This window comes from Microvirga sp. jy35, from assembly GCF_056148915.1.
The window spans coordinates 72,638-94,999 of record NZ_JBWBEW010000017.1; the positions used below are offsets into that span (position 1 = coordinate 72,638).

The window sequence follows — 22,362 nt, forward strand, 5'->3', positions numbered from 1 at the left end:
GCGGACCCTGCTTTCAGGGAGATGCCGCCTGTTCTTGTCTGTGACCTGACACCTGCCCGGGATCTCTCTTGTCCGCAGCCTCTACGGAGCGCAGTTCGAGTTCAGCCATCAAGCCATCCGCCAACTGCTGAAGCTGAATGCGGTCCGCATCGGAGAATGCCCGTGGCTCCATGTCGATGACGCACAAGGAACCCAGAACCAGACCTGAGGAAGAGCGCAGGGGGGCTCCGGCATAGAAGCGAATGCCCTTCTCGAGAACGAGCGGATTGTCCGTGAACCGGGGATCCTTGGTCACATCCTCCGAAACGACCACCTCATCTGCTGCCATGACGTGACCGCACACCGACGCCTCTCGCGGAAGGTGATGGGCCGCGTTTGGATCCGGCGGCTGGCCCGTCACACCGGGCATGATCGGGTGCTCGTCGGTGATCAGCGATACGAGCGCGATCGGAGCCCCGAACGCTTCAGCAACCCGTTTCGTGACTTCGTCGAACGAATGGGGCCGGCCTCCGGCGAGCCCTAACTGATGCAAGGCGGCTAGACGCTCGTGCTCGTCGTCGATAATTGCCGGCTTCTGGCCGCCTTCAGTAAAGGAAGTAGCCTGCTTGTTTGCAGCCCATGCGGTGACCTGGTTGATGCCGACCTCAAGTGAAAGAATGGCCGCATCGGCGGACATCTGCCGAGCCAGATCCTCCGTGTGAGTGCCCTGGGGCGGGGCGTTCCAGCAGCAGACCATGAGCTTCAGGTGCGGCGCTCGCCGGCGAAGGCGGCGGCAGATGTAGCGGGCGAAGACCTGCGGCTGCGGGTGGAGATAGGACAGGCAGACGACCTCCACCCCGGTGAGATCGAGCTGCGCCAGAGCGCCTTCGGTCACTGAGATCGGCGGCAGGACCCGCGCTCCCGTTCCGTTTTCCTGCAGCACCTGGGCCAGCATTTCGGCCGCGGCCCGATCAAGCTCGGTACGGCCTGCGATGCAAAGCACCGGCGCGGCCGCGGGCGGGTTCGTGTCGGCGACGTTCGCCTCTTCGGAGGAGGTGGCCTTTTCCTGAATGTGCTCTTCGACCTCCCGCACCACGCAGATGGCGGTGTTCGCGACGAGGCGCCGGTAATTCGTGTCGGTCGTGCTGCGCTGGCGGTCGTTTTCGGCCAGACGCAGGGCCGGAATGGCCACGTGATCGTAGAACGCGCGGGAGGAGTGCTCGTCCACGTAATCCTCGGCGATCTCGACCGCTTCTTCGAGGTTTCCGGCCAGCAGGCGCTGGTACAGGCGCTCCTCCGGGGCGAGCACGGGATCGCTGCCGAGAAGAACGCCCAGAAATTCGAGCTGCGGCACGTAGCGCCCGATCACCACGAGGCAAACGGTCAGGGGTGTGGCGAGAAACAGCCCGACAGGTCCCCACAGGGTGGTCCAGAAGATCGCCGCCATGATGATGGCAAGGGAAGACAGACCCGTGCTGGAGCCATACAGCCATGGCTCGATGACGTTGTTGCTGACGAGTTCGGCAAAGAGAAACAGCCCCACAACCCAAAGCAGCATCGACCAGCCTGGGTCGACTGCAAAGGCGAGCGCGATAGGAAAGCTGGCTGCCAGGAAAGGGCCCAGATATGGGACGAAGCGCAGCAACGCTGCCAGTAGTCCCCACAGCACGGCATTGGGAACGCCGATGAAGTAGAGCGCGATCCCGATGGGGATTCCATAGGTCATGTTGACCATGAGCTGCATCAGCAGGTAGCGGCTGACTCGTGCCGCCGCGTCGTTGAGCGCTTGGGTGCTCTTCTGAAGATCGCCAGCGCCGGCGAGCTTGATGAATCGGTCGCGCAGATCTTCCTGTTCGAGCAGAATGAAAATCACGAAGATGATCACCAGGCCAGCGGTGGCCAATGGCGCGAGGAGGGGACCGACAATGGTCTGAATGATCTCGAGCGGCTGGGACTCAGCACGCTCGAGCCTGACTGTGATCGGTTCCTGTGGAGCAGGAGAGGTGCCCAGAGCCGTGCCGGCCTGCTCGGCTGCCTTGTCGGTGGCCTTCTCCGCTCCCGAGATTTCCTTGCTCAGGTCTTGGATGGTCGTGGTGACTTTGTCCACAACCCCGCCTCCCGGAGCGGAGGTCTGCAAGGTGCGGATCTTCTCCGTGATCGTCGTCTGATAGCTCGGGAGATTGTTGGCGAGCTGCACGAGCTGGCTGCCAACGACGTAGGTGAGGCCCCCGATCAGGATGAAGGCCAGCGTCACTGCAACCAGCGCAGCAGCAATCCTCGGCAGCTTCAGTCGCCGGAGCCGGTTAACGAGAGGGGTCAACGCGAAGCTTAGGAGAATGCCGACCGCGAAGGGAATGAAGATATCCCGGCCAAAGTAAAGCCCGCCTATCGCCAGAACGACGCCGCCTGCGGTCAAGAGCGAGGAACCTGCAGGCGGTGGAGCAGGCTGAGGGGCGGGGAGTGCCGGGTCAACCATGCACGGGTACTTTCCAGTTGAGCTTTCCTGCAGACAACTCGGCAGCACCCTGTTAGATCCGGGACCCTCCTGCGCCCCTGGATGCTCGTCTGCCTTTCAGATGGGCTCAGGTTCCCTTCGATGCCCGGCGCCATCCATCGAGGTCGTCGAGGGACAGGTTGGAGCCGCAGAGCACGAGGCCGATCACGCTGTCGTCGGGCAGGGATGGCGCGATCGTGTCTGCCGCGGTCAGCACGCAGGCGGCCGCCGGCTCGCAGAGGAGCTTCTCCTTCTGCAGAAGCCAGCTCACGTCCGCGATCACAGGCTCGTCCTCCACGAGGAGGATTTCCTTCAGGAAGAGCTTGGCGCCCGCGACTGTCCTGTGGGTCGCAAACGGAGCGCCGAGGGTTCTGGCAATCGATGTCGGGCGGATCGCGACCGGTTCGCCGGCCTTGAGCGCCTCCGTCATGGTCGGCGCGCCGACGGTCTCGACGCCATAGACCGTGACCGAGGGCCGCTTCGCCTTCAGGGCTGCCGCGACGCCGGACATGAAGCCGCCGCCGCCGATGGAGACGAAGACGTGGGTGAGATCGGGGATGTCCTCCAGGAATTCGAGCCCGAGAGTGCCATGGCCCGCAATGATCGCCGGGTCGTCGTAGGGATGGACGAAAAGCCGTCCCTGGCGCTGGTACTCCTCCGCCTTGGCGAAGGCCTCGGCCGCGTCGTCGCAGAGTTCGATGCGCGCGCCGTACTTCGTCGCGAGATCGACGTTGAAGCGCGGCGTGACCTTCGGCATCAGCACGAGGGCGTCGAGGCCGAGGGTGCCGGCCACCTGCGCGACCGCGATGGCATGGTTGCCGCCCGACACCGTGACGAGCCCGCGACGGCGCTCCTCGTCGCTCAGGGTCAGCACCTTGTTGAAGACTCCGCGCACCTTGAACGAACCGGCAAGCTGCAGCGCCTCCATCTTCAGGGCCGTGCGCCGGCTGAGCCGCGCCGAGACCTCGGGGCTGTCGAAGGCGGGCGTACGCCGGACGCGTCCGGCGACGCGGCTGCGGGCGGCTTCAATATCGGCGAGCGTGACGTCGAACGTGGTCATAGTGTCTCCGTCGGAGCGGAATGGGAGGAGGGGGCGGATCATGGTGGCGTGGGGCCTGCCGCGTCAACAGGCACGGCATCCGCTGACGGGCGATAATTCCGGCTTGACCGGCCGCGCCATAGGGTCGGATGCTCGCGACTGTCCTAGGGAGAAACATGACATGTCCTTATCGCCCCGCGAGATGCTCGCGCGTCTGGTTGCCTTTCCGAGCATTTCGACGAGCAGCAATCTCGACATCATCGGGTTCTGCCGGGACTGGCTGAACAGCCATGGGGTGGAAAGCACCCTCGTGATGAGCCCGGAGGGCGACAAGGCCAATCTCTATGCCAGCATCGGCCCGAAGGTTGAGGGCGGAATCGTGTTCTCCGGCCATACGGACGTGGTGCCGGTGGAAGGGCAGAACTGGACCACCGATCCCTGGACGCTGACCGAGAAGAACGGTCGCCTCTATGGGCGCGGCGCAACCGACATGAAGGGCTTCGACGCTCTCGTGCTGGCGCTGGTGCCTGAGATGGTGAAAGCGCCCCTCAAGCGGCCTGTCCATATCGCGCTCTCCTATGACGAGGAGATCGCCTGCCGGGGCGCGCCTTCCATGGTGGAGGCCATGGCGCGGTCGATCCCGACCCCGGCCGCCGTGATCGTCGGGGAGCCGACCCGGCATTCTGTGGTGACGGGCCATAAGGCATCCGTTCAGCTTCGCACTCAGGTGACGGGCTATGCCGTTCATTCCAGCCGGATCGACCAGGGTGTGAGCGCGGTCATGAATGCCGCCCGGCTCGTCACGTGGCACGAGGATGTCATGGAGGAAAACAGGCGCAGGGCTGATCCGGCCAACCCTTTCGAACCCTCCTATACCACGCTGCATTGCGGCATGCTGGCCGGCGGCATCGCGGCCAATGTGGTGTCCTCCTCCGCATGGTTCTTCAGCGATATCCGTGCCATTCCGACCGAGAGCCCGCGTGATTTCGTCGATCGCTACCAGGCCTATATCCGCGAGGTGATCGAGCCCAGGATGAAGGCGATCGCTCCCGAGACCGGCGTCGCTGTCGAGCTGATCGCCGAGATTCCGGGGCTCAGGCCGGAGACCGACGGTGCGGCCGAGAGCCTTATGCGACGCCTTACGGGGGACAACGGCACCCATGTGGTCTCTTACGGAACAGAAGCCGGCCTGTTCCAGCGGGCCGGTTGGTCGACCGTCGTGTGCGGCCCAGGGGACATCGCCCAGGCCCACCAGCCCGACGAATACATCGAGGTCAGCGAAATGGAGGCGGGTGAGCGTTTGCTGCGGCGCATCATCGGCGAGCTCTCTGCCTAAATGGTAAGCAGGGAGATGGAAGACGGGACTAGACCACCGGCCACTTTCCTGCCTAACTTCATGCCCGACGGAAGGAACACGGCCCAAGCCGGGCTTCCGACAAGAAGAACTCCGCGCAAAGACGTGGAGCTTCCAGAGGAGAAAGACATAACATGACGAAGCGTTCGAAATTTCTCGCTGCCACGGTTGCGACGCTCATGGTCGGCGCAGCCCTGCCGGCGATGGCGGTAACCCTCCGCTATGCCAACCAGGGCGACCTGAAGTCGCTCGATCCCTATACCCTCAACGAGACCACCACGATCGCGCATCACGGTCACGTCTATGAGGGTCTGACCAAGCGCGGCAAGGATCTTGCCATCGTGCCCGGGCTCGCCGAGCGGTGGGAGATCAGCGAGGACGGCCTGACCTGGCGGCTCTTCCTGCGCAAGAACGTGAAGTTCCACAACGGCAACCCGTTCAACGCCGACGATGTGATCTTCTCGGCGACCCGCGTGCGTGCGCAAGGATCCAACTTCCAGACCCGCGTGCCGAGCGGCTCCGAATGGGTGAAGGTGGACGACCACACGGTCGACGTGAAGCTCAAGACCCCCAATCCCATCATGAACGCCCAGTGGGATACCTGGTACATCATGGACAAGGAGTGGGCGGAGGCGAACAACAGCGTTGCTCCGACTCCAGCTGCCGCAACAACGCCGAGCTTCGCTTCGCTGAATGCCAATGGCACCGGCCCGTTCAAGATCGAAAGCCACCAGCCCGGCGTGAAGACCGTCTTCAAGCCGAACAAGGAATGGTGGGACAAGGCCGAGCACAACCTGGACGAGATCGTCTTCACCCCGATTGCCTCCGATGCGACCCGCGTTGCCGCGCTACTCTCCGGCGAGGTGGACGTGGTGGAGCCGGTTCCGATCCAGGACGTCCAGCGCGTCAACAGCAGCGCCAACGCGAAGGTGCAGGCCGGTCCCGAGCTGCGCACCATCTTCCTGGGCTTCGACCAGACCCGCGACGAGCTTCTGTTCTCCAACGTGAAGGGCAAGAACCCCTTCAAGGACAAGCGCGTGCGCGAGGCCTTCTACAAGGCCATCGACATCGAGACCATCAAGTCCCGCGTCATGCGCGGCATGGCGACGCCTTCTGCTCTCATGATCGCGCCGCAGCTCTTCGTGCATTCGAAGGACTTCGAGCGACCCAAGCACGATGTCGAGGCTGCCAAGAAGCTCCTGGCCGATGCCGGATATCCAAACGGCTTCGAGGTCGGCATGGACTGCCCGAACGACCGCTACGTGAACGACGAGGCGATCTGCCAGGCTGTCGTGGGCATGCTGGCCCGCGCCGGCGTCAAGGTGAACCTCATGGCTCAGCCCAAGGCGCAGTACTTCGCCAAGGTGCTGAAATCCGGCAACTACAACACCTCGTTCTACCTGCTGGGCTGGACGCCAGGCACCTTCGACAGCCACAACGTGCTGTTCGACATCCAGGGTTGCCGCGACAACGCGCAATCCTCCCGCGGCGAGTCGAACCTCGGCAACTACTGCAACAAGCAGCATGACGAGCTGACCGACAAGATCCTGGTCGAGAGCAACAAGGAAAAGCGCGACCAGATGATCAAGGACGCCTTCAAGATCTCGACCGACGATTATTCCTACATCCCGCTGCACCAGCAGGCTCTCGCCTGGGGCGTCTCGAACAAGGTGTCGCTCACCCAGCGCGCCGACAACCAGGTGCTGCTCTACTGGGCCCAGAAGAAGGAATAGTCCGCGCCTGATCGCATGTCCCGGGCAGCGGACTGCCCGGGACAATTCATTCGAAGGCCCCGGACGGGCAAGCTCGTCCGGGGCGTAGCGATCAAGAGATTGTACATGTTTGCTTTCATCATCCGGCGAGCCCTCCAGGCCATCGGCGTTCTTCTGGCCGTCGGGTTCATTTCGTTCGCGATGTTCCGCTTTGCCGGTGACCCGGTGAACCAGATCGTTTCCCTCGACACGCCCGCGGCGGAGCGGGAGCAGGTCCGCCGCTCTCTCGGATTGGATGATCCGGTTCCCGTGCAGTTCGCGCGCTATCTGTCCAGAGCCGTGCAGGGCGAGTTCGGCGTCTCCTATCAGTTCCGGCAGCCGGTTTCCGACCTCCTGGCCGAACGCATGCCGGCGACCCTGGAGCTCGCCTTCTGCGCCACGGTCTTTGCCATCGGCTTCGGCGTGCTGATGGGCGTCTATTCGGGACTGAAGCGAGACAGCTTTCTGGCCAAGGTATTCCAGACGATCTCACTGATCGGCATCTCGCTGCCCACCTTCCTTATCGGCATTCTGCTGATCTATCTCTTCTCGGTGATCCTCGGCTGGCTTCCGTCCTTCGGACGCGGCGACACGGTTCGCCTGGGCTGGTGGTCGACGGGGCTTCTCACCACCTCAGGTCTGAAGGCTCTGATCATGCCTTCGATCACCCTGGGCCTTTTCCAGATGACCCTGATCATGCGAATCGTCCGGGCCGAGATGCTCGAAGTGCTGCGCACCGACTACATCAAGTTCGCGCGGGCGAGGGGTCTTACCACACGGGCCGTTCATTTCGGCCATGCGCTCAAGAACACGCTGGTTCCGGTCATCACCATCGTGGGGCTGCAGTTCGGCTCAGTCATCGCCTTCGCCATCATCACCGAGACCGTGTTCCAGTGGCCCGGCATGGGCCTGCTGTTCGTGCAGGCTGTGCAGAACGTCGACATCCCGATCATGGCTGCCTACCTGATGCTGGTGGCGCTGATCTTCGTGGTGATCAATCTCGCGGTCGATATCCTCTACACGGTTGTCGACCCCCGTCTGAGAACGTCCATCCGGCAGCCGGCCTGAGGAGGGAACCATGGCAGACGCAATCCAAGCGGCGCCCGCGCCCCAATCAGCACCGACAACCTGGGCTGGCCGCTTTCTCGACAGCGACGTCTGGGCAAGCTTCAAGCGATCGAAGCTCACCATGGCGGCCGCCTTCCTGACTGGCCTCTTCATGGCCTCCGCCATCCTGGCCGGGGTCCTGTCGCCGCAGGATCCCTTCGATCCGGCGCAGCTGGAGCTCATGAACAGCCGGCTTCCCCCCATTTGGGATGCGGAAGGGCAGATGCCTTACATGCTGGGTACCGACGAGCAGGGCCGCGACATCCTTTCGGCTATCCTATACGGCCTGCGGATATCCCTCACAGTCGGGATCATGGGTGTCGCCTTTTCCGCCACCCTTGGGATTACCCTCGGTCTCATTGCCGGATATATCGGCGGCACAGTGGATGCCATCATCATGCGCATCGCCGATGTGCAGTTGACCTTTCCGGCCATTCTGATCGCTCTTCTCATTGATGGTGTGGTGAAGGCCGTTCTCGGCGGCCAGCTCGACGAGATGACGACCCTGTCGGTTCTGGTCTTCTCCATCGGCCTCAGCTTCTGGGTGCAGTACGCCCGCACCGTGCGCGGTTCGGTGATGGTGGAAAAGAACAAGGATTACATCGCCGCGGCCCGTCTGATCGGCCTTCCAGCACCGGTCATCATGGTGCGCCACGTCCTGCCCAACGTCCTGGGCCCGGTCCTGGTGATCGCCACCATCAATCTGGCGCTGGCCATCATTACCGAGGCGACGCTCTCGTTCCTCGGCACCGGCATGCCGGAGACGATGCCGTCGATCGGTACCTTGATCCGCATCGGCAACAACTATCTGTTCTCGGGCGAGTGGTGGATCGTGGCCTTCCCCGGCATTGCGCTCGCGCTTCTCGTGCTTGCCATCAATCTCCTGGGCGATTGGCTGCGCGATGCGCTCAATCCGAAGCTGCGATGAGAGGCGGCATCCATGACACAACCAGTCCTCTCCGTCCGTGACCTGCGCGTCGAGTTCGTCACGCGGCGCGGCATCCTCAAGGCCATTGACGACATTTCCTTCGACATCGCCAAGGGCGAGGTGCTCGGGGTCGTCGGTGAATCCGGCGCCGGCAAGTCGGTGACGGGCTCGGCCGTCATCGGCCTCATCGACCCGCCGGGCCGGATCGCCGGAGGCGAGATCCTGCTGTCGGGCATGCGCATCGACAATCTTCCCCCCGAGGAGATGCGCCGGGTGCGCGGCAAGCGCATCGGCATGATCTTCCAGGATCCGCTGACCAGCCTCAATCCGCTCTACCGGGTGAGCGAGCAACTGATCGAGACCATCCGCACCCACACGCACCTCTCCGCTTCTGCCGCTCGCAAGCGCGCCATCGACCTCCTGGCTGAGGTCGGCATTCCGGCACCCGAGAGGCGGATCGACAGCTATCCGCACGAGTTCTCCGGCGGCATGCGACAGCGCGTGGTGATCGCTCTCGCCCTGTGCGCCGAACCTGAACTCATCATCGCCGACGAGCCGACGACGGCTCTCGACGTTTCCGTTCAGGCGCAGATCATCTCGCTCCTGAAGCGCCTCGGGCGCGAGCACGGAACGGCCATCATGCTGGTCACGCACGACATGGGCGTCATCGCCGAAACGGCCGACCGGGTCGCCGTGATGTATGCGGGTCGAATCGCCGAGATCGGGCCTGTGCGGGACGTGGTGCAGAACCCGCTGCATCCCTATGCCAAGGGGCTCATGGGGGCGATTCCCTCCCTCGAGAGCGATGCGGACCGCCTCGTGCAGATCCCCGGTTCCATGCCGCGCTTGTCGGCGATCCCACCCGGCTGCCCGTTCAACCCGCGTTGTCCCTACGTGTTCGACCGTTGCCGTGTCGAGAGGCCGGAGCCGATCCAGCACAGCGAGCACCGGGTCGCCTGCCATCTCTACGATCAATCTGCCGTCCGGTCGGAGGCCGTCGCGTGACCGAGCGTTCATATGTCGAAGTCAAAGACCTGCGCCGCGAGTTCGACGTCTCGAAGCCCTGGCTCAACCGGGTGCTGGAAGGTGGCGAGAAGCAATACCTGAAAGCGGTCGACGGCGTTTCCTTCTCCATCGCCAAAGGCGAGACCTTTGCGCTCGTCGGCGAGTCCGGCTCGGGCAAGTCGACGGTGGCCCGCATGGTCGTGGGCCTCCTCCCGCCCACGAACGGCGAGGTGGTGATTGACGGCGTCTCCATGTCCAGCAGGGCGGCCCTCGCCGAGCGCCAGCGGCTGCGCCGACGCATCCAGATGATCTTCCAGGACCCCTATGCCAGCCTAAACCCCCGCTGGCAGGTCGACCGCATCGTCGCGGAGCCGATCCGGGCCTTTCGGCTGATCGAGAGGGAGAAGGACATCACGGACCGCGTCGGCGAACTGCTCACCCTGGTCGGTCTTCATCCGGCGGATGGAAAGAAGTACCCGCACGAGTTCTCGGGTGGCCAGCGCCAGCGCGTCGCGATCGCGCGCGCGCTCGCGTCGAACGCGGAGTTCATCGTCTGCGACGAGCCTACATCCGCCCTGGACGTGTCCGTGCAGGCGCAGATCCTGAATCTCATGCGCGACCTGCAGGATCGACTCGGCCTGACCTACCTGCTCATCAGCCACAACCTCGCCGTCGTGCGCCACATGGCGAGCCGGATCGGTGTCATGTATCTCGGACGCATCGTGGAGATCTCCAACGGACGCGAACTCTTCGCGCAGCCGAAGCATCCCTATACCCGGATGCTCCTCGATGCCGTTCCGGATGTGGGCATGACCGGTCGCCAGCGGGTCGCCGTGAGCGGCGAGATCCCGAACCCGATCAGTCCCCCCTCCGGCTGCACCTTCAACCCGCGCTGTCCCTTCGCCAACGAACGGTGCCGGGCCGAAATTCCGCCGCTCCTCGGCGGCGTCGCCTGCCACGCCATTCATGAAGGGCGCTTGGCCGTGGATGCCGCCGCATGAATGAACGCTCTGAGAATAGTTGACTCCATCAACTGTTTGGCGGAGTCTGAAGGACAGGGGAGGCGGCTATGTCTCGACTGTCCAAACTGCCTGCGCATGAGCGGGTCGACCAGGTTAGGCGGTTCAACCGTTTCTATACGCGCCATATCGGCCTTCTGAACGAGGGGCTTCTCGACAGCGAGTATTCCCTGACCGAGGTCCGCGTTCTCTACGAACTCGCCCATCGCAAGCCGCTGACCGCAGCGGCGCTCGGCCAGGATTTGGGTCTCGATCCGGGCTATCTCAGCCGGATCCTCAAGAAGTTCGACGGCCGCGATCTTCTTCAACGGACCCGCTCGGAGGATGACCGGCGCCAGGTCTTCCTGTCTTTAACCGATGCCGGACGTGAAGCCTTCGAGCCCCTCGACAGGGCTTCCGCCGATCAGATCGGCGCCATGCTGTCGAAGCTCTCAAGTGCCGAGCAGGAGAGGCTGGTGCAGGCGATGACCGTCGTGGAGCGCCTCATCAGCGGCTCGGCGTCGGAGGCTCCTTACATCCTGCGCCCGCATCGGGTCGGCGACATGGGCTGGATCGCGCACCGGCAGGGGCTCCTCTACGCTCAGGAATATGGATGGGACGAGACCTTCGAGGCTCTGGTCGCGGAGATTGCCGCCGCGTTCGTCAAGAACTTCGATCGGGAGCGGGAGCGCTGCTGGATTGCGGAACGGGACGGCGAGATCGTCGGCAGCGTCTTTCTGGTGCGTCATTCGGACGAGGCTGCAAAACTCCGGCTGCTCTATGTGGAGCCCTCAATGAGGGGACATGGCCTCGGACGCCGGCTGGTCGATGAATGCATCGCGTTCGCCAAAGCCAAGGGATACCGCACGCTGACCCTTTGGACCACCGACGTGCTGGCGGCAGCTTGCGGGATTTATCAAGCCGCAGGCTTCAGGTTGGTGAAGGAAGAGGCTCATCATTCCTTCGGTCAGGATCTCGTCGGTCAGACTTGGAATCTCGACCTGTGAGGCGGCATCAAGCCCTTGCCTTCGCGGCCGCAGCGGTCACGGGTGTGCAGGTCGGGGCTGCCCTCGTGGCGAGCCGCTTCGTCATCTACGATATCGGCCCGGCATCCCTGGCTTTCCTGCGCTATGCCATCGCGGTTCTGTTTCTTGCACCATTCGTGATTGCGGGCGGGCGGGTGCGGTTCGCACCGCGCGATCTCCTCGCCGTGATGGGACTCGGGATCGTTCAGTTCGGCATACTCATCGCGCTTCTGAACCTTGGTCTCCAGTTCATCTCGTCCACCCGCGCGGCGCTCCTGTTTTCCACTCTTCCGCTGATGACCATGATCGCCGCAGCCTATCTTGGACGCGAGCGCCTGACGGGGACAAAGTCGGCTGGTGTGACATTGACCGTGGTGGGTGTCGCAATCGCCTTAGGCGAGAGGCTGATCACCGACAGCGGCGCGAGCGATGGTCTTGGAGCGCTTCTTGTCCTGGCGGCTGCACTCTGCGGTGCCGTGAGTTCCGTGTTCTACCGGCCGTATCTCTCACGTTATCCCACGCTGCCAGTCGGAGCTTCGGCGATGCTGGCCTCGGTCGCATTCCTGGCTGGTCCGGCAGGCCTGGAGGGGCTCTTCACGGAAGGAGCGCGTCTCGACCAACGTGGCTGGATCGTCGTCCTGCTGATCGGTCTCTCAAGCGGCATCGGCTATGTTCTGTGGCTATGGGCGCTCAAGAATACAACCCCGACCCGAGTGACCGTTTTCCTCTCGCTCAGCCCCATCACGGCATCTCTGCTCGGTGCGCTCATCCTCGACGAGCCTTTCACGCCTGGTGTCGTTCTCGGACTCGCCGGCGTCGTGAGCGGACTTTGGCTTGCCACGAGAAGCGGCGCAGATGAGGCCCGGGGAACCTAAGATCAGATGCTCATCGCACACGAGGCGTCGGCGAGATTCAGTGTCATCCACGAAATCTATCAAACTCCGCATGCGCAGCGACTTCCCCGCGTGAAATCCCTGGTGCTCAAAGATGTCATGTTTTGAGGTCGATGGTTCGCTTACTCGTGTATATCACAAGCTGAATTCAAGCTTGTTTGGAATTGTTTTAGAATACCTTGGTGTCCGTGCCTGACATAGCGTAGCTACGAATACCGTTCATCTTTCATTGGCGTTGCATTAGGCTTGGCGATATGAAAGCTTAGCCTTCATAGATCCACCAATCACATCTCTGTGCGTGGAAAATACGCTTGGAAACCAATCGGCTCTTATGCGTTAAGCCTGTGTTCTTATGGCGAGAAGCCATGCCTAAACCAAGCACAGGAGACTTCTATGAAGAGGATCGCACTCATCGCTGGCGCTGGTCTGATGGCCCTTTCGGGTGTTGGCACGGCCGTTGCCCAGCCGGTTTCCGGGACGCCGGATTCCCTGTTCCCGCACGCCGCTCCGCACGAGATCCGCTGGATCAACGGTGTGCCGTGCCGGACCATTTATGACTATGGTTCGAAGACCCGGATTCCCGTTGCTTGCGCCGGTCCGGTGGCGGGTGCTTCGGCTGCCCCGATGGCCATGGAGGGCGACGTGGTTTCAACCGGCAGCATCGCCCCGGCTCCTGTTGGCCCCATGATGGGTGCGCCCGTGTCCGGCACCCCGAATTCGCCGTTCCCTTATGCAGCGCCACACGAGATCAGAACGGTGAATGGCGTGCCTTGCCGTACCGTTTATGACTACAGCTCGAAGACTCGGATCCCGGTCGCCTGCGCGCAGTAACCTCCGGGCTTACTAAGGGAGGGCGTGGATCCCAGGGGTCCGCGCCCTTTTTCTTGATGTTGCCATGAGCTTTCCTGCCCAGGCGATCAGTCTATTCAGCCGCCTGTCTGAGAGGCAGGAAGCCGATAGCCTGGCGCTGCGGCCCTGTCTGCTTGAGGGTGCCGACCAGCCCTTCATATTCCCGCTCCATCTCCGGTGTGACGGAGGGGCGCGTCTCACGCAGGGCATGTTCGAAATGGGCCATGGTCACGCTCTGTGCCTGAAGCGACTCCCGAAGGGCGAGGAGGCCGGCCCGGCGCGTCAGGTCCTCGAGGTCGGCTCCCGTATACCGGTCCGTCCGTTCTGCGATGGCATTCAGATCGACATCGGGCCCCAGAGGCATGGTTTTGGTGTGGATGCCGAGAATATGCCGGCGGCCACCGACATCGGGGACCGGCACATAGATCAATTCATCGATGCGGCCCGGCCGCAGCAGAGCAGGGTCGATGAGGTTGGGCCTGTTCGTCGCCGCCATCACCACGACGCCTTGCAGTTCCTCGAGACCGTCCATCTCGGCCAGGATCGTATTCACCACCCGCTCAGTAACGGCGGGCTCTCCGAAGCCGCCTCCACGGGCGGGTGCAAGGGAGTCAATCTCGTCGATGAAGATCACTGCCGGGGCAACCTGACGGGCACGGGCGAAGAGCCGCGAGACCTGCTGCTCGGACTCGCCATACCACTTGGACAGGAGGTCCGAAGACTTGGTCGCCACGAAATTGGCTTGGGCCTCCCGGGCGACCGCTTTCGCCAGCAGGGTCTTGCCGGTGCCAGGAGGGCCGAACAGCAGGAAGCCCTTGGCCGGCCGTATCCCAAGCCGAAGGAACGCTTCCGGGCTCTTGAGGGGAAGCTCCACGCCTTCGCGCAGGCGTGTCCGCGCCTCCTCGACGCCGCCGATGTCGTCCCAGGTGACGTTAGGCACCTGGATCATGATCTCGCGCAGGGCGGATGGCTGGACGCGCTTCATCGCGTTGACGAAATCCTGCCGGTTCACCTGGAGGCTCTCGAGCACATTGGCCGGAATGCCGTCCCGTAGATTGATGCCGGGCAGAATGCGCCTCAGGGAATCCATCGCAGCCTCCCGGGAGAGAGCTGCGAGATCGGCGCCGACGAAGCCGTAGGTGGTGCGGGCGACCTCATCGAGGTTCACGTCTTCCGCGAGGGGCATGCCGCGGGTGTGAATACCGAGGATCTCCCGGCGACCCGGCTCGTCCGGCACCCCAATGACGATCTCACGGTCGAACCGGCCGGGGCGGCGCAGGGCCTCGTCGATGGCCTCGCGTCGATTGGTGGCGCCGATCACCACGATGTTCTGGCGCGGCTCCAACCCATCCATCAGGGTGAGAAGCTGCGCCACGATGCGTCGCTCGACCTCGCCCGTCACTTCCTCGCGCTTGGGCGCGATGCTGTCGATCTCGTCGATGAAGATGATGGCCGGCGCATTCTGCTGCGCCTCCTGGAACACTTGGCGCAGCCGCTGCTCCGACTCGCCGTAATGCTTGCCCATGATCTCAGGGCCGGCGATGTGGTAGAACTGCGCTTCCGTCTCATTGGCGACCGCGCGCGCCAGGCGCGTCTTGCCCGTGCCGGGCGGTCCATAGAGCAGCACGCCTTTGGGCGGGTCGATGCCGAGGCGCTGGAACAGTTCAGGGTGGCGGAGCGGCAGCTCCACCATCTCGCGGAGCTGATCGACCGTGTTGCCGAGCCCGCCAATATCGTCATAGGTGACATCGGCGCGCCGGGCCTCCCGCGGCTCCTCGAATTGCGGGCGGAGTTCAATCTCTGTTTCCGCCGTCACATGCACGATGCCGCGCGGTAGGGTCGTCACCACGACAAGGCGGATCTCCTGCAGGCCATAGGCGGGGATGTTGAGCAATCCGCGCAGTTCCTCGGGCAGGCGCTGATCCGTCGAACGCTGCGAGTACACGGAGGTCGAGATCACGTCTCCGGCCGTGAGCGGGCGCTGATGGAAGGTGCGCTTCAGGGCATCGCCCGAGCCCTGCAGGCGCAGTCCCTTCTGGGCTGGTGCGAAAACGACGCGGGTCGCGGGGCGGACGACGGCCCGCCGGACCTCCACGTGGTCGCCGCTGCCGACACCCGCGTTCACGCGTTGCAGGCCGTCGAGGCGCACGATGTTCAGGCCTTCGTCCTCTGCATAGGGGGTCACTGCAATGGCAGTGGTGTGGCGCTTGCCAATGATCTCGATGGCCTGGCCTTCCTGCACGCCGATATCGGCCAGGGCCTGTCGGCTCATGCGGGCGATCCCTCGCCCGGAATCGTCCGGCCGGGTGTTCGCGACTTGGAGCCGTACATTCTGCCCATCATCTGCCATGGCTGTCTTCCCATCGTTCGAGTGGTCGCTCATGCGATGGCAGATGCAGGGAAGAGGCCGGGAACTCAGGCCTTCCGAGTGCCATGCGTCGGGGTCCAGCTGGCATTTCAGGCAGCGAAACCGCATGGCAAACGCCATATGAGTGGAATTGTTGCAGGTTTATCGGAGGGCTCCAGGGCTACGGTGAAGCGTCCTTGGTCGGTGTCCAAAGCCTTTGAAGCGAGAGCTCGATTTCGTCCTCAGCAGGTGCCGGGCTGTGCGACAGCCTGCCGGTGGGCATGAAAGGTGCAATTGTCGGCAGCCTGGGAGATCCGTCCATGTCGCCCTGCGCTGCAGTCTCCTCGGAAGGAGGGTCGATCAGTTCCCAGCTGTCGAAAAGATCCATGGTCGAGTGGCCCGGCAGGTCCGGGCCGAGATAGGGGACGATTTCGATCCAGGGGCGTCCATGGGGACGTGGGGTGATCTTCGTGACGCGACCAAAGAAATTCGTCAGAGGGCAACGGACGAAATCGCCGGGTGCCGGCAGGCGTGCCTTTTCGCGCTCGAGGTCGGCTTCGGCCTTCTGAAGCTCCGCCTGCAGCCGGGCAATCCGAGCCTCAAGTTCCGTCACACGCTTCGTGCAGGAGTTGTCATGCGCCTGGTTGAGCGTCGAAACCAGCGCCAGGCTCTTGTCGGAACCGGTACCCATCACCGGAAATGCCCTCATGGTGGGCCCTCCATCTATATGTGAATCTTGGTGCGTTCCGCCATGAGAACAAGACGCGCAGAAGGCTGAGCGGGAACCCAAGCTCGGCGCATGAGGGTTATAGGACTGTAAGGCTGGAGAATTGGAGTTTTCATGAAACTACGGGGCCGCAGGGCAGGGGGGATGGGCGGCTTCATGATTCTGCTGCTGATGGCGGCACCTGCTGCCTGGGCGCAGGCGCCGACAGCGCCGCTGCCGCCGCCGCGTCCTGATCGCCCGACGCAGCCTGAGCCTGGAGCCGAGACGTCGTCTTCGAGCGAGCCTCCTGCCGGGAAGCTAGCCGCCAAGGACAACAGCGACCACGCCGCCTGTCTTGATAAACTCTCCAGGCTGGGCCTGCGCTTCGAGAAGCGGCCTGATGTGCAGGGGGGACGGTGCAGTGTCGAGAACCCCGTTCTCGTGTCATCCCTGCCCAACGGCATCGAGGTTGTACCCGCGTCGCTCATGGCCTGTCCGGTCGCCGAGAGTTTGGCGCGCTGGGTGAGCGAGGTGGTTTCACCCGAGGCCGAGCGCCAGTTTCAGGGCGCTCCGACCAAGCTGCTGATCGGAACCGCCTATCAATGTCGTGATCAGCGCAACGGAGCGAAGCTCAGCGAACATGCGCTCGGCAACGGCGTCGATGTCATGGGCTTCGAATTCTCCAAGCGCTCTCCGCTGGCGATCGCCTCGCAGTCGGAGAACTCGCCGGAGGCGAATTTTCAGTCCACGATCCAGAAGGGCGCTTGTCCCATCTTCAGCACGGTGCTCGGTCCGGGCTCGGATGCAGCCCACGGTGATCACCTTCACCTCGATCTGCGTGAGCGCAAGGGAGACTACCGGATCTGCCAGTAGGTTGCGGAACATGGCGGCCATCCGGGCTTTGTCGTTGATGATATCGTCGGTGGAGTCTCCCGTGAAGTTGACCGCTTATGCTGCTCTCGGGATCTTGAGCTTCCTTGCACCTGCTCTGGCCGCGCCTCAGGGGCTCGATCTGCAGGCGGTGAACGGCGCCCAATGGAATCCCACGAATACCCAGGGTAAGGAGATCGATCCGGCTCTGGTCAAAGCTCAGGTCCTGCTCGACCGGGCCCGTTTCTCTCCCGGCGTCATCGACGGGCACAACGGCGAGAATCTTCAGAATGCCATCAAGATCTTCGAGAAGGCCAATGAGCTCAAGCCGGACGGATCTCTCGACGACGAGGTCTGGAGAAAGCTCTCCGAGACATCGGCCGAGCCGGTGCTGACCCAGTACACGATTACGGAAGAGGACGTGAAAGGCCCCTTCGTCGACATTCCCGACAAGCTGGAGGATCAGGCCAAACTCGACCGGCTCGGCTATTCCAGTCCAGGGGAGCTTCTGGCCGAGAAGTTCCACATGGATGTCGACCTGCTCAAGGCGTTGAATCCCGACAAAGCCTTTGACAGGGCCGGCACGGCGGTCGTCGTGGCCAACGTGGACGCGAAGGCCGATCCAGGGAAGCCGCAGGAGAAGGCGGCCAGGATCGAGATCGTCAAAAGCGAGCGCATCCTGCGCGCCTTGGCCAAGGATGGTGCCGTGATGGCGGTTTACCCGGCCTCCATCGGAAGCGAGGAAAAACCTGCCTCCAAGGGATCCCATACGGTCCGGGCCATCGCACCGAACCCGAACTATACCTATAATCCCGATTATGCCTTCAAGGGCGTGAAGGCGAAGGAAAAGTTCGAGATCAAGCCGGGACCCAACAACCCTGTCGGGAGCACTTGGATCGACCTGTCCGTCGAATCCTTCGGCATTCACGGCACTCCCGAGCCGGAAAAGGTCGGAAAAGCCTATTCTCAGGGATGCGTGCGGCTGACGAACTGGGACGTGCAGGAATTGGCCAAGATGGTGGAGAAGGGCACTCCGGTGGAGTTCATCGACTAGACTGGTGTCTTGAGATGATGGCCGATCAGTCGTCGTTGGCGGAATTCAGCTGGTCTGGTCTCAATCCTTCGTCCACCTCGGCATCGTGAGCCTGGACGAGCCATTCCAGCTGCTCTTGGACGAAGTTGGGGTCGCTGTGGAAGCGCATGGCGCAGGCAACGAGGAAGACAGCAATTTCCGGCAGGTCGCTGTCACCCATGTCCGGGAGGATCAACTCGAGATCCGTCATGTTGCCGGAGGTCAGGATGGCAGCCTCGGTGGGAGGGATGACGGTTCCGTCGCTGTCGGAATCTTGAGCCATGGAGCTTTTCTAAGCCTTCTGTTCTGTCGATGGAGACGTGTAGGCCCGCCTGGCAGGTCCTGCCTGTTGTTCTAAGGCGTGCCCTTTTGACGTAAAGGCTGCGCCGGGTCTAGAAACGACCTGCCGACGCAGGAAGCCCTGCGGCAGATGTGCTGCCGCAGGGCTTGAGATAGCTGAGACGTCCGGAACTATGGGTAGGTGCAGACGTACCGCATGCCATTTGTCGCGAGGAAAGTTCCGGTCGCGGGATCGTAGGAGCGGTACTTGCGGGCACAGTAGGCCGCGACCTGCGGATCGACAATGCCGGGAGGCTGAGGAGCGACCGGCTGGGCCTGGGCCTGGCTTGCAATCGCACCGGCGATCAGGGCGCCCGCCGCGAGGCCGGCAACGCCGGCAGCAACAGCCGCGCCATTGTCGCGGCGATAGTAGTACCGGTCACGGTAATATGGACGATAGCCGCGCCGGTAGTACTGCACATAGCTCTCGTTCGGATAGGCCGTGTCGATCTGAGGGGCAGGACGGCTCTGGAAGGGGCTGGCGCTCGCGGGAACGGCCGACATCAAGACGGTCGCGCTCACCAGAGTTGTGACGAATTTGCGCATATCGAACTCCATGGTCGCGGACTTGCTCATAGCAAGCCTGCATGCATTCCATCGCACTATACCCACGACTGCCTAGCTTGCCAATATTGATTGGTACTGCGCTCCAGTGGATCGGAATCGGATTCTACTGTTCTGAAATTTCGCCTTCTGAACAACCGTTGTCTGAAAAGGGTCATTTAGATGAAGTCTATATAGTATAAATACTTTATAGATCGGAAATTTCTTTTGTATTATTCATAAAATTTTTGCGCGAGCTGGCTTGTTGCTTGGCGGTACATGCCCGATGAGGCTTATTAGGTCCTCGACAGTAACGTCAGCCCACAACCCCTCTCTGCTATATCCTTCTGGATTTTCTGCGAGAAATCGGACAATATGCGTGCGTTCTATTATAATCTGTCGCGAAACGGGAATTGTTGCGCCTTCTTATTGGAATGATGTGTTTGATCAGTCCCTTGGGTGCTGCTGGCGCTCAGGCAGCAGAACCGTTGCCTGTTCCCAAAGGCCCTGTGGTGCTGACAGTTTCGGGCAAGATCGAACAGACCAATGGAGCGGGTGTGGCTGTCTTCGACAGAGAGATGCTGGAAGCGCTTGGCAAGGAATCCTTTGCCACACGTTGGGAACTGTCCGAGGTGCCTCAGCTTTTCGAGGGTGTCCCCGTTCGTGCGGTGCTGGAGCGGGTAGGTGCCAAGGGCCTCAGCTTGAGAGCATCTGCCCTGAACGACTACGTCGCCGTCATTCCCACGGAAGATCTCAAATTCGAGCCGATACTCGCGACGAAAGTGGATGGCCGCGTGCTGACGATCCGCGACAAGGGGCCCTTGTGGATTGCATATCCCAGAGATTTATACAGAGTACTGCAGGATGCCCGGTATGATGCGCGCTGGGTCTGGCAGCTCAACAAGCTTCACGTCGAGTAGTCATGCGATTCAACTTGCATAATTATAAGACTGCAGTGATCACGCTTCTTGCCACGGCAAGCCTCGTCGTGTGCCTCGGCTTCACAGTCGCGCGGTTGTTCGAGATGGAGCAGGAATTTCGCAACGGCGGGACCTTCACTACTGTCTGGTATGTGACCCAAGCTCAGTTTGAGGCAGCCGTCCTTGCGGAAACTATGGCAAGCGCAGCAGCGAACGAGAGCTTCGTCTCGCCGGAGCAGCAGCCGGGTTTTCGGGCGAACATCCTAATCAGCCGACTGTCGGTCCTGCTTGAGGGGCGCCAGGGCAAGCTGATGGACAGTCTTGGCGTGGCAGGCGATCTCAAGCAGGCCTACCTTCAGCTTACGATGGCGGAACCGCTCCTGCAGGAAGGAGCGGTTCGATCCTCAGGCTGCGGTGCTGCTTCGAGAGCAGATGAAGCAACTCGCATACAAACTCAGGGATGCTGCCAATCAAGTCGTATTGCTCAGCCATGACCACGCTGCTTTGAAGCGTTCCAGCTATTTGCAGGTTGTATTCGAAGGCTTCGCCTTTTTGATGGGCATTGTTTTGAGTGCCGCCTTCCTTCTGGTGCGTCTGTTCAAGGGTGTTCAGGAGGCAAGCCAGGCCAAGCAGCTGCTCAAGCAGGAGCAGGAGTTGTCCGATGTGGTGATCAGCAACATCAGCAACCAGGGCATCATCATGTTCGACAGCCAGCTCCGATGCCTGCTGTGGAATCCAGGCATGGAGGATCTGCTGAACGTCAAGACAGATCAAGCCGTCGGTCAGCGAATGGAGAATCTGGACAGGCTGTTCGGCAAGCCTGAGATCATCAATGCCCTGACTCTGGCGACCGAGGGAGCCAGCTCGATTCTGGAGCATGAAGCTGCATCTTCCGATGGCCATGAACGCTGCCTGGAGATCAACAGCTTCCCCGTTTATATGGCCGAACGGAGACTTGGGATCGCCTTCATCAGGGATGTGACGGAGCAATGGCTGGCACGCAAGCAGACAGAGCGGCAGAATTTCGACCTAGAAATCAAGGTTCTTCAGCGGACCGCTGCCCTGCGTCAGGCTGAACGCCGCCATCAATTCGGCCTCTGAAGGTTTCGCGGCCTTCGATTGGACCGGAAAGCTCCTGTTTGCCAATGAGCAGATCTGGGCGGCCGCGCCCGTTTCACTGTGGTGCAACGAAGACATGAGCTTGCCCGTGTTTCTGCGGTGCTTTGCCATGTGCGAGGGAGCCGACCTGCGCCTCCTGTATGCTCAGTCTCCCTTCGAGGAGCTCGAATACGATCTGCTGGTCAGGAAGGACACCTGGCATTGCCTCTCACTGACCAAGGCTGACGGAGCCACGATCTTCGTTCGCTTGACCGATATCAGCGGCTACAAGCAGGCTTCAAAGGCGCTTGAGTCGGCGCTCGAACGCGAGCGCGAGACGACGAATGCCTATCGCAGCTTCGTGTCGATGGTGTCCCACCAGTTCCGGACACCGGTGGCGATCCTGGATTCGAGCGCGCAACGCATCCTGCGGCGCGGTTCGGCTCTCACCCAGGACGAGCTCGTCACCAGAGTCCAGAAGATCCGCAACGCGGGAACCAGATTGACCCGCCTGGTGGACAGCGTCCTGAATGCGGCCAAGCTCGATGCGGGAACGATCGAAGTGAATCCCGCCTCATACGATCTCACCCATCTGGTCATGGACATCTGCGAGCGGCAGCGGGAAGTCAGCTCACAAGCCGACATCCGTTTCGACGTGCCGGATGTTCCCGTGCGCGTCTATTGCGACGGCATGCTCATCGAGCAGGTCGTGGTGAACCTCCTGTCCAATGCCATAAAATATTCCGGGACCTCGCCCGTCGTCGAGATCAAGATCTGGATGGACGGCTCGCGTGCCTATTGTTCCCTTCGCGACTGGGGTATCGGAATCCCCGCGAACGAGCTGCCGAAGATCTTCGATCGGTTCTACCGAGCCAGTACGGCGTCAGGCATCGCCGGAACGGGCATCGGGTTGAACTTCGCCCAGCGGATTATGCATCTCCATGGAGGCGAGATCCAGGTCGAGAGCTACGAAGCGGCAGGGTCCCTTTTCACCTTCGACCTACCCATCGCCAATGCGGATCAAGCGCAACAGGCTGCATGAGTG

The 22,362-nt window shown here is 62.1% G+C and carries 21 protein-coding genes; 15 read left to right on the plus strand and 6 right to left on the minus strand.

What is annotated here, in order from left to right; translation table 11 throughout:
- Window positions 1-13: 13 nt before the first annotated feature.
- Both AC0QTX_RS14520 and AC0QTX_RS14525 read right to left on the minus strand, forming a co-directional pair.
- Window positions 14-2,395: an AI-2E family transporter gene (locus AC0QTX_RS14520; RefSeq protein WP_474604524.1), complete on the minus strand. Its 2,382-nt coding sequence runs from the start codon at window positions 2,393-2,395 to the stop codon at window positions 14-16.
- A 166-nt stretch (window positions 2,396-2,561) separates the two neighbouring features.
- The gene (locus tag AC0QTX_RS14525; protein WP_474604525.1) at window positions 2,562-3,533 is read right to left on the minus strand and encodes a threonine ammonia-lyase; all 972 of its coding nucleotides are present in this window, start codon (window positions 3,531-3,533) and stop codon (window positions 2,562-2,564) included.
- Window positions 3,534-3,693: 160 nt separating this feature from the next.
- Here AC0QTX_RS14525 and argE point away from each other — a divergent pair, with 160 nt between their 5' ends.
- The 9 genes from argE to AC0QTX_RS14570 all read left to right on the plus strand — a co-directional run bounded on the left by argE (window position 3,694) and on the right by AC0QTX_RS14570 (window position 13,404).
- Window positions 3,694-4,848 carry an acetylornithine deacetylase gene (gene argE / locus AC0QTX_RS14530; protein ID WP_474604526.1) on the plus strand — a complete coding sequence of 385 codons (1,155 nt, stop codon included), beginning with the start codon at window positions 3,694-3,696 and terminating at the stop codon, window positions 4,846-4,848.
- A 152-nt stretch (window positions 4,849-5,000) separates the two neighbouring features.
- On the plus strand, window positions 5,001-6,599 hold the full coding sequence (locus AC0QTX_RS14535; RefSeq protein ID WP_474604527.1) for an ABC transporter substrate-binding protein: 1,599 nt from the start codon (window positions 5,001-5,003) through the stop codon (window positions 6,597-6,599).
- 105 nt (window positions 6,600-6,704) lie between these two features.
- Window positions 6,705-7,685: an ABC transporter permease gene (locus tag AC0QTX_RS14540; RefSeq protein WP_474604528.1), complete on the plus strand. Its 981-nt coding sequence runs from the start codon at window positions 6,705-6,707 to the stop codon at window positions 7,683-7,685.
- 10 nt (window positions 7,686-7,695) lie between these two features.
- Window positions 7,696-8,652: an ABC transporter permease gene (locus AC0QTX_RS14545; RefSeq protein WP_474604529.1), complete on the plus strand. Its 957-nt coding sequence runs from the start codon at window positions 7,696-7,698 to the stop codon at window positions 8,650-8,652.
- Between the two features lie 12 nt (window positions 8,653-8,664).
- A complete protein-coding gene (locus AC0QTX_RS14550; RefSeq protein ID WP_474604530.1) occupies window positions 8,665-9,657 on the plus strand; it encodes an ABC transporter ATP-binding protein in 993 nt (330 codons plus the stop codon).
- Window positions 9,654-10,658, plus strand: a complete 1,005-nt coding sequence (locus AC0QTX_RS14555; protein WP_474604531.1) for an ABC transporter ATP-binding protein — start codon at window positions 9,654-9,656, stop codon at window positions 10,656-10,658. Before AC0QTX_RS14550 ends, AC0QTX_RS14555 begins: the two co-directional genes overlap by 4 nt.
- A 68-nt stretch (window positions 10,659-10,726) precedes the next feature.
- Window positions 10,727-11,662 (plus strand): bifunctional helix-turn-helix transcriptional regulator/GNAT family N-acetyltransferase, encoded by a 936-nt coding sequence (locus AC0QTX_RS14560; protein WP_474604532.1) that lies wholly within the window; start codon window positions 10,727-10,729, stop codon window positions 11,660-11,662.
- Window positions 11,659-12,555 carry a DMT family transporter gene (locus AC0QTX_RS14565; RefSeq protein ID WP_474604533.1) on the plus strand — a complete coding sequence of 299 codons (897 nt, stop codon included), beginning with the start codon at window positions 11,659-11,661 and terminating at the stop codon, window positions 12,553-12,555. Before AC0QTX_RS14560 ends, AC0QTX_RS14565 begins: the two co-directional genes overlap by 4 nt.
- A gap of 411 nt (window positions 12,556-12,966) precedes the next feature.
- Entirely contained in the window at window positions 12,967-13,404 is a 438-nt protein-coding gene (locus AC0QTX_RS14570) for a hypothetical protein (RefSeq protein WP_474604534.1), read from the plus strand.
- 91 nt (window positions 13,405-13,495) lie between these two features.
- Here AC0QTX_RS14570 and AC0QTX_RS14575 read toward each other — a convergent pair whose 3' ends face one another.
- Window positions 13,496-15,772, minus strand: coding sequence for a CDC48 family AAA ATPase (locus AC0QTX_RS14575; protein ID WP_474604535.1), 2,277 nt, complete (start codon window positions 15,770-15,772; stop codon window positions 13,496-13,498).
- A 178-nt stretch (window positions 15,773-15,950) separates the two neighbouring features.
- The gene (locus AC0QTX_RS14580; RefSeq protein WP_474604536.1) at window positions 15,951-16,478 is read right to left on the minus strand and encodes a hypothetical protein; all 528 of its coding nucleotides are present in this window, start codon (window positions 16,476-16,478) and stop codon (window positions 15,951-15,953) included.
- Between the two features lie 132 nt (window positions 16,479-16,610).
- Between AC0QTX_RS14580 and AC0QTX_RS14585 the strand changes: the two genes are divergently transcribed.
- Window positions 16,611-17,348 (plus strand): extensin-like domain-containing protein, encoded by a 738-nt coding sequence (locus tag AC0QTX_RS14585; RefSeq protein WP_474604537.1) that lies wholly within the window; start codon window positions 16,611-16,613, stop codon window positions 17,346-17,348.
- Between the two features lie 61 nt (window positions 17,349-17,409).
- The gene (locus tag AC0QTX_RS14590; protein ID WP_474604538.1) at window positions 17,410-18,399 is read left to right on the plus strand and encodes a L,D-transpeptidase family protein; all 990 of its coding nucleotides are present in this window, start codon (window positions 17,410-17,412) and stop codon (window positions 18,397-18,399) included.
- 25 nt (window positions 18,400-18,424) lie between these two features.
- Here the strand turns inward: AC0QTX_RS14590 and AC0QTX_RS14595 are convergent, their stop codons facing one another.
- The gene (locus AC0QTX_RS14595) at window positions 18,425-18,700 is read right to left on the minus strand and encodes a hypothetical protein (RefSeq protein WP_474604539.1); all 276 of its coding nucleotides are present in this window, start codon (window positions 18,698-18,700) and stop codon (window positions 18,425-18,427) included.
- Between the two features lie 188 nt (window positions 18,701-18,888).
- Window positions 18,889-19,332 carry a BA14K family protein gene (locus AC0QTX_RS14600; protein ID WP_474604540.1) on the minus strand — a complete coding sequence of 148 codons (444 nt, stop codon included), beginning with the start codon at window positions 19,330-19,332 and terminating at the stop codon, window positions 18,889-18,891.
- A 380-nt stretch (window positions 19,333-19,712) separates the two neighbouring features.
- Here AC0QTX_RS14600 and AC0QTX_RS14605 point away from each other — a divergent pair, with 380 nt between their 5' ends.
- The 4 genes from AC0QTX_RS14605 (at window position 19,713) to AC0QTX_RS14620 (ending at window position 22,359) form a co-directional block, all read left to right on the plus strand.
- On the plus strand, window positions 19,713-20,219 hold the full coding sequence (locus AC0QTX_RS14605; RefSeq protein WP_474604541.1) for a putative pterin-binding protein: 507 nt from the start codon (window positions 19,713-19,715) through the stop codon (window positions 20,217-20,219).
- Window positions 20,220-20,221: 2 nt separating this feature from the next.
- Window positions 20,222-20,713 (plus strand): hypothetical protein, encoded by a 492-nt coding sequence (locus tag AC0QTX_RS14610; protein WP_474604542.1) that lies wholly within the window; start codon window positions 20,222-20,224, stop codon window positions 20,711-20,713.
- Complete coding sequence (locus tag AC0QTX_RS14615) at window positions 20,652-21,320, plus strand: PAS domain-containing protein (RefSeq protein WP_474604543.1); 669 nt, start codon at window positions 20,652-20,654, stop codon at window positions 21,318-21,320. Before AC0QTX_RS14610 ends, AC0QTX_RS14615 begins: the two co-directional genes overlap by 62 nt.
- A 106-nt stretch (window positions 21,321-21,426) precedes the next feature.
- Entirely contained in the window at window positions 21,427-22,359 is a 933-nt protein-coding gene (locus AC0QTX_RS14620; RefSeq protein ID WP_474604544.1) for a sensor histidine kinase, read from the plus strand.
- Window positions 22,360-22,362 lie beyond the last annotated feature (3 nt).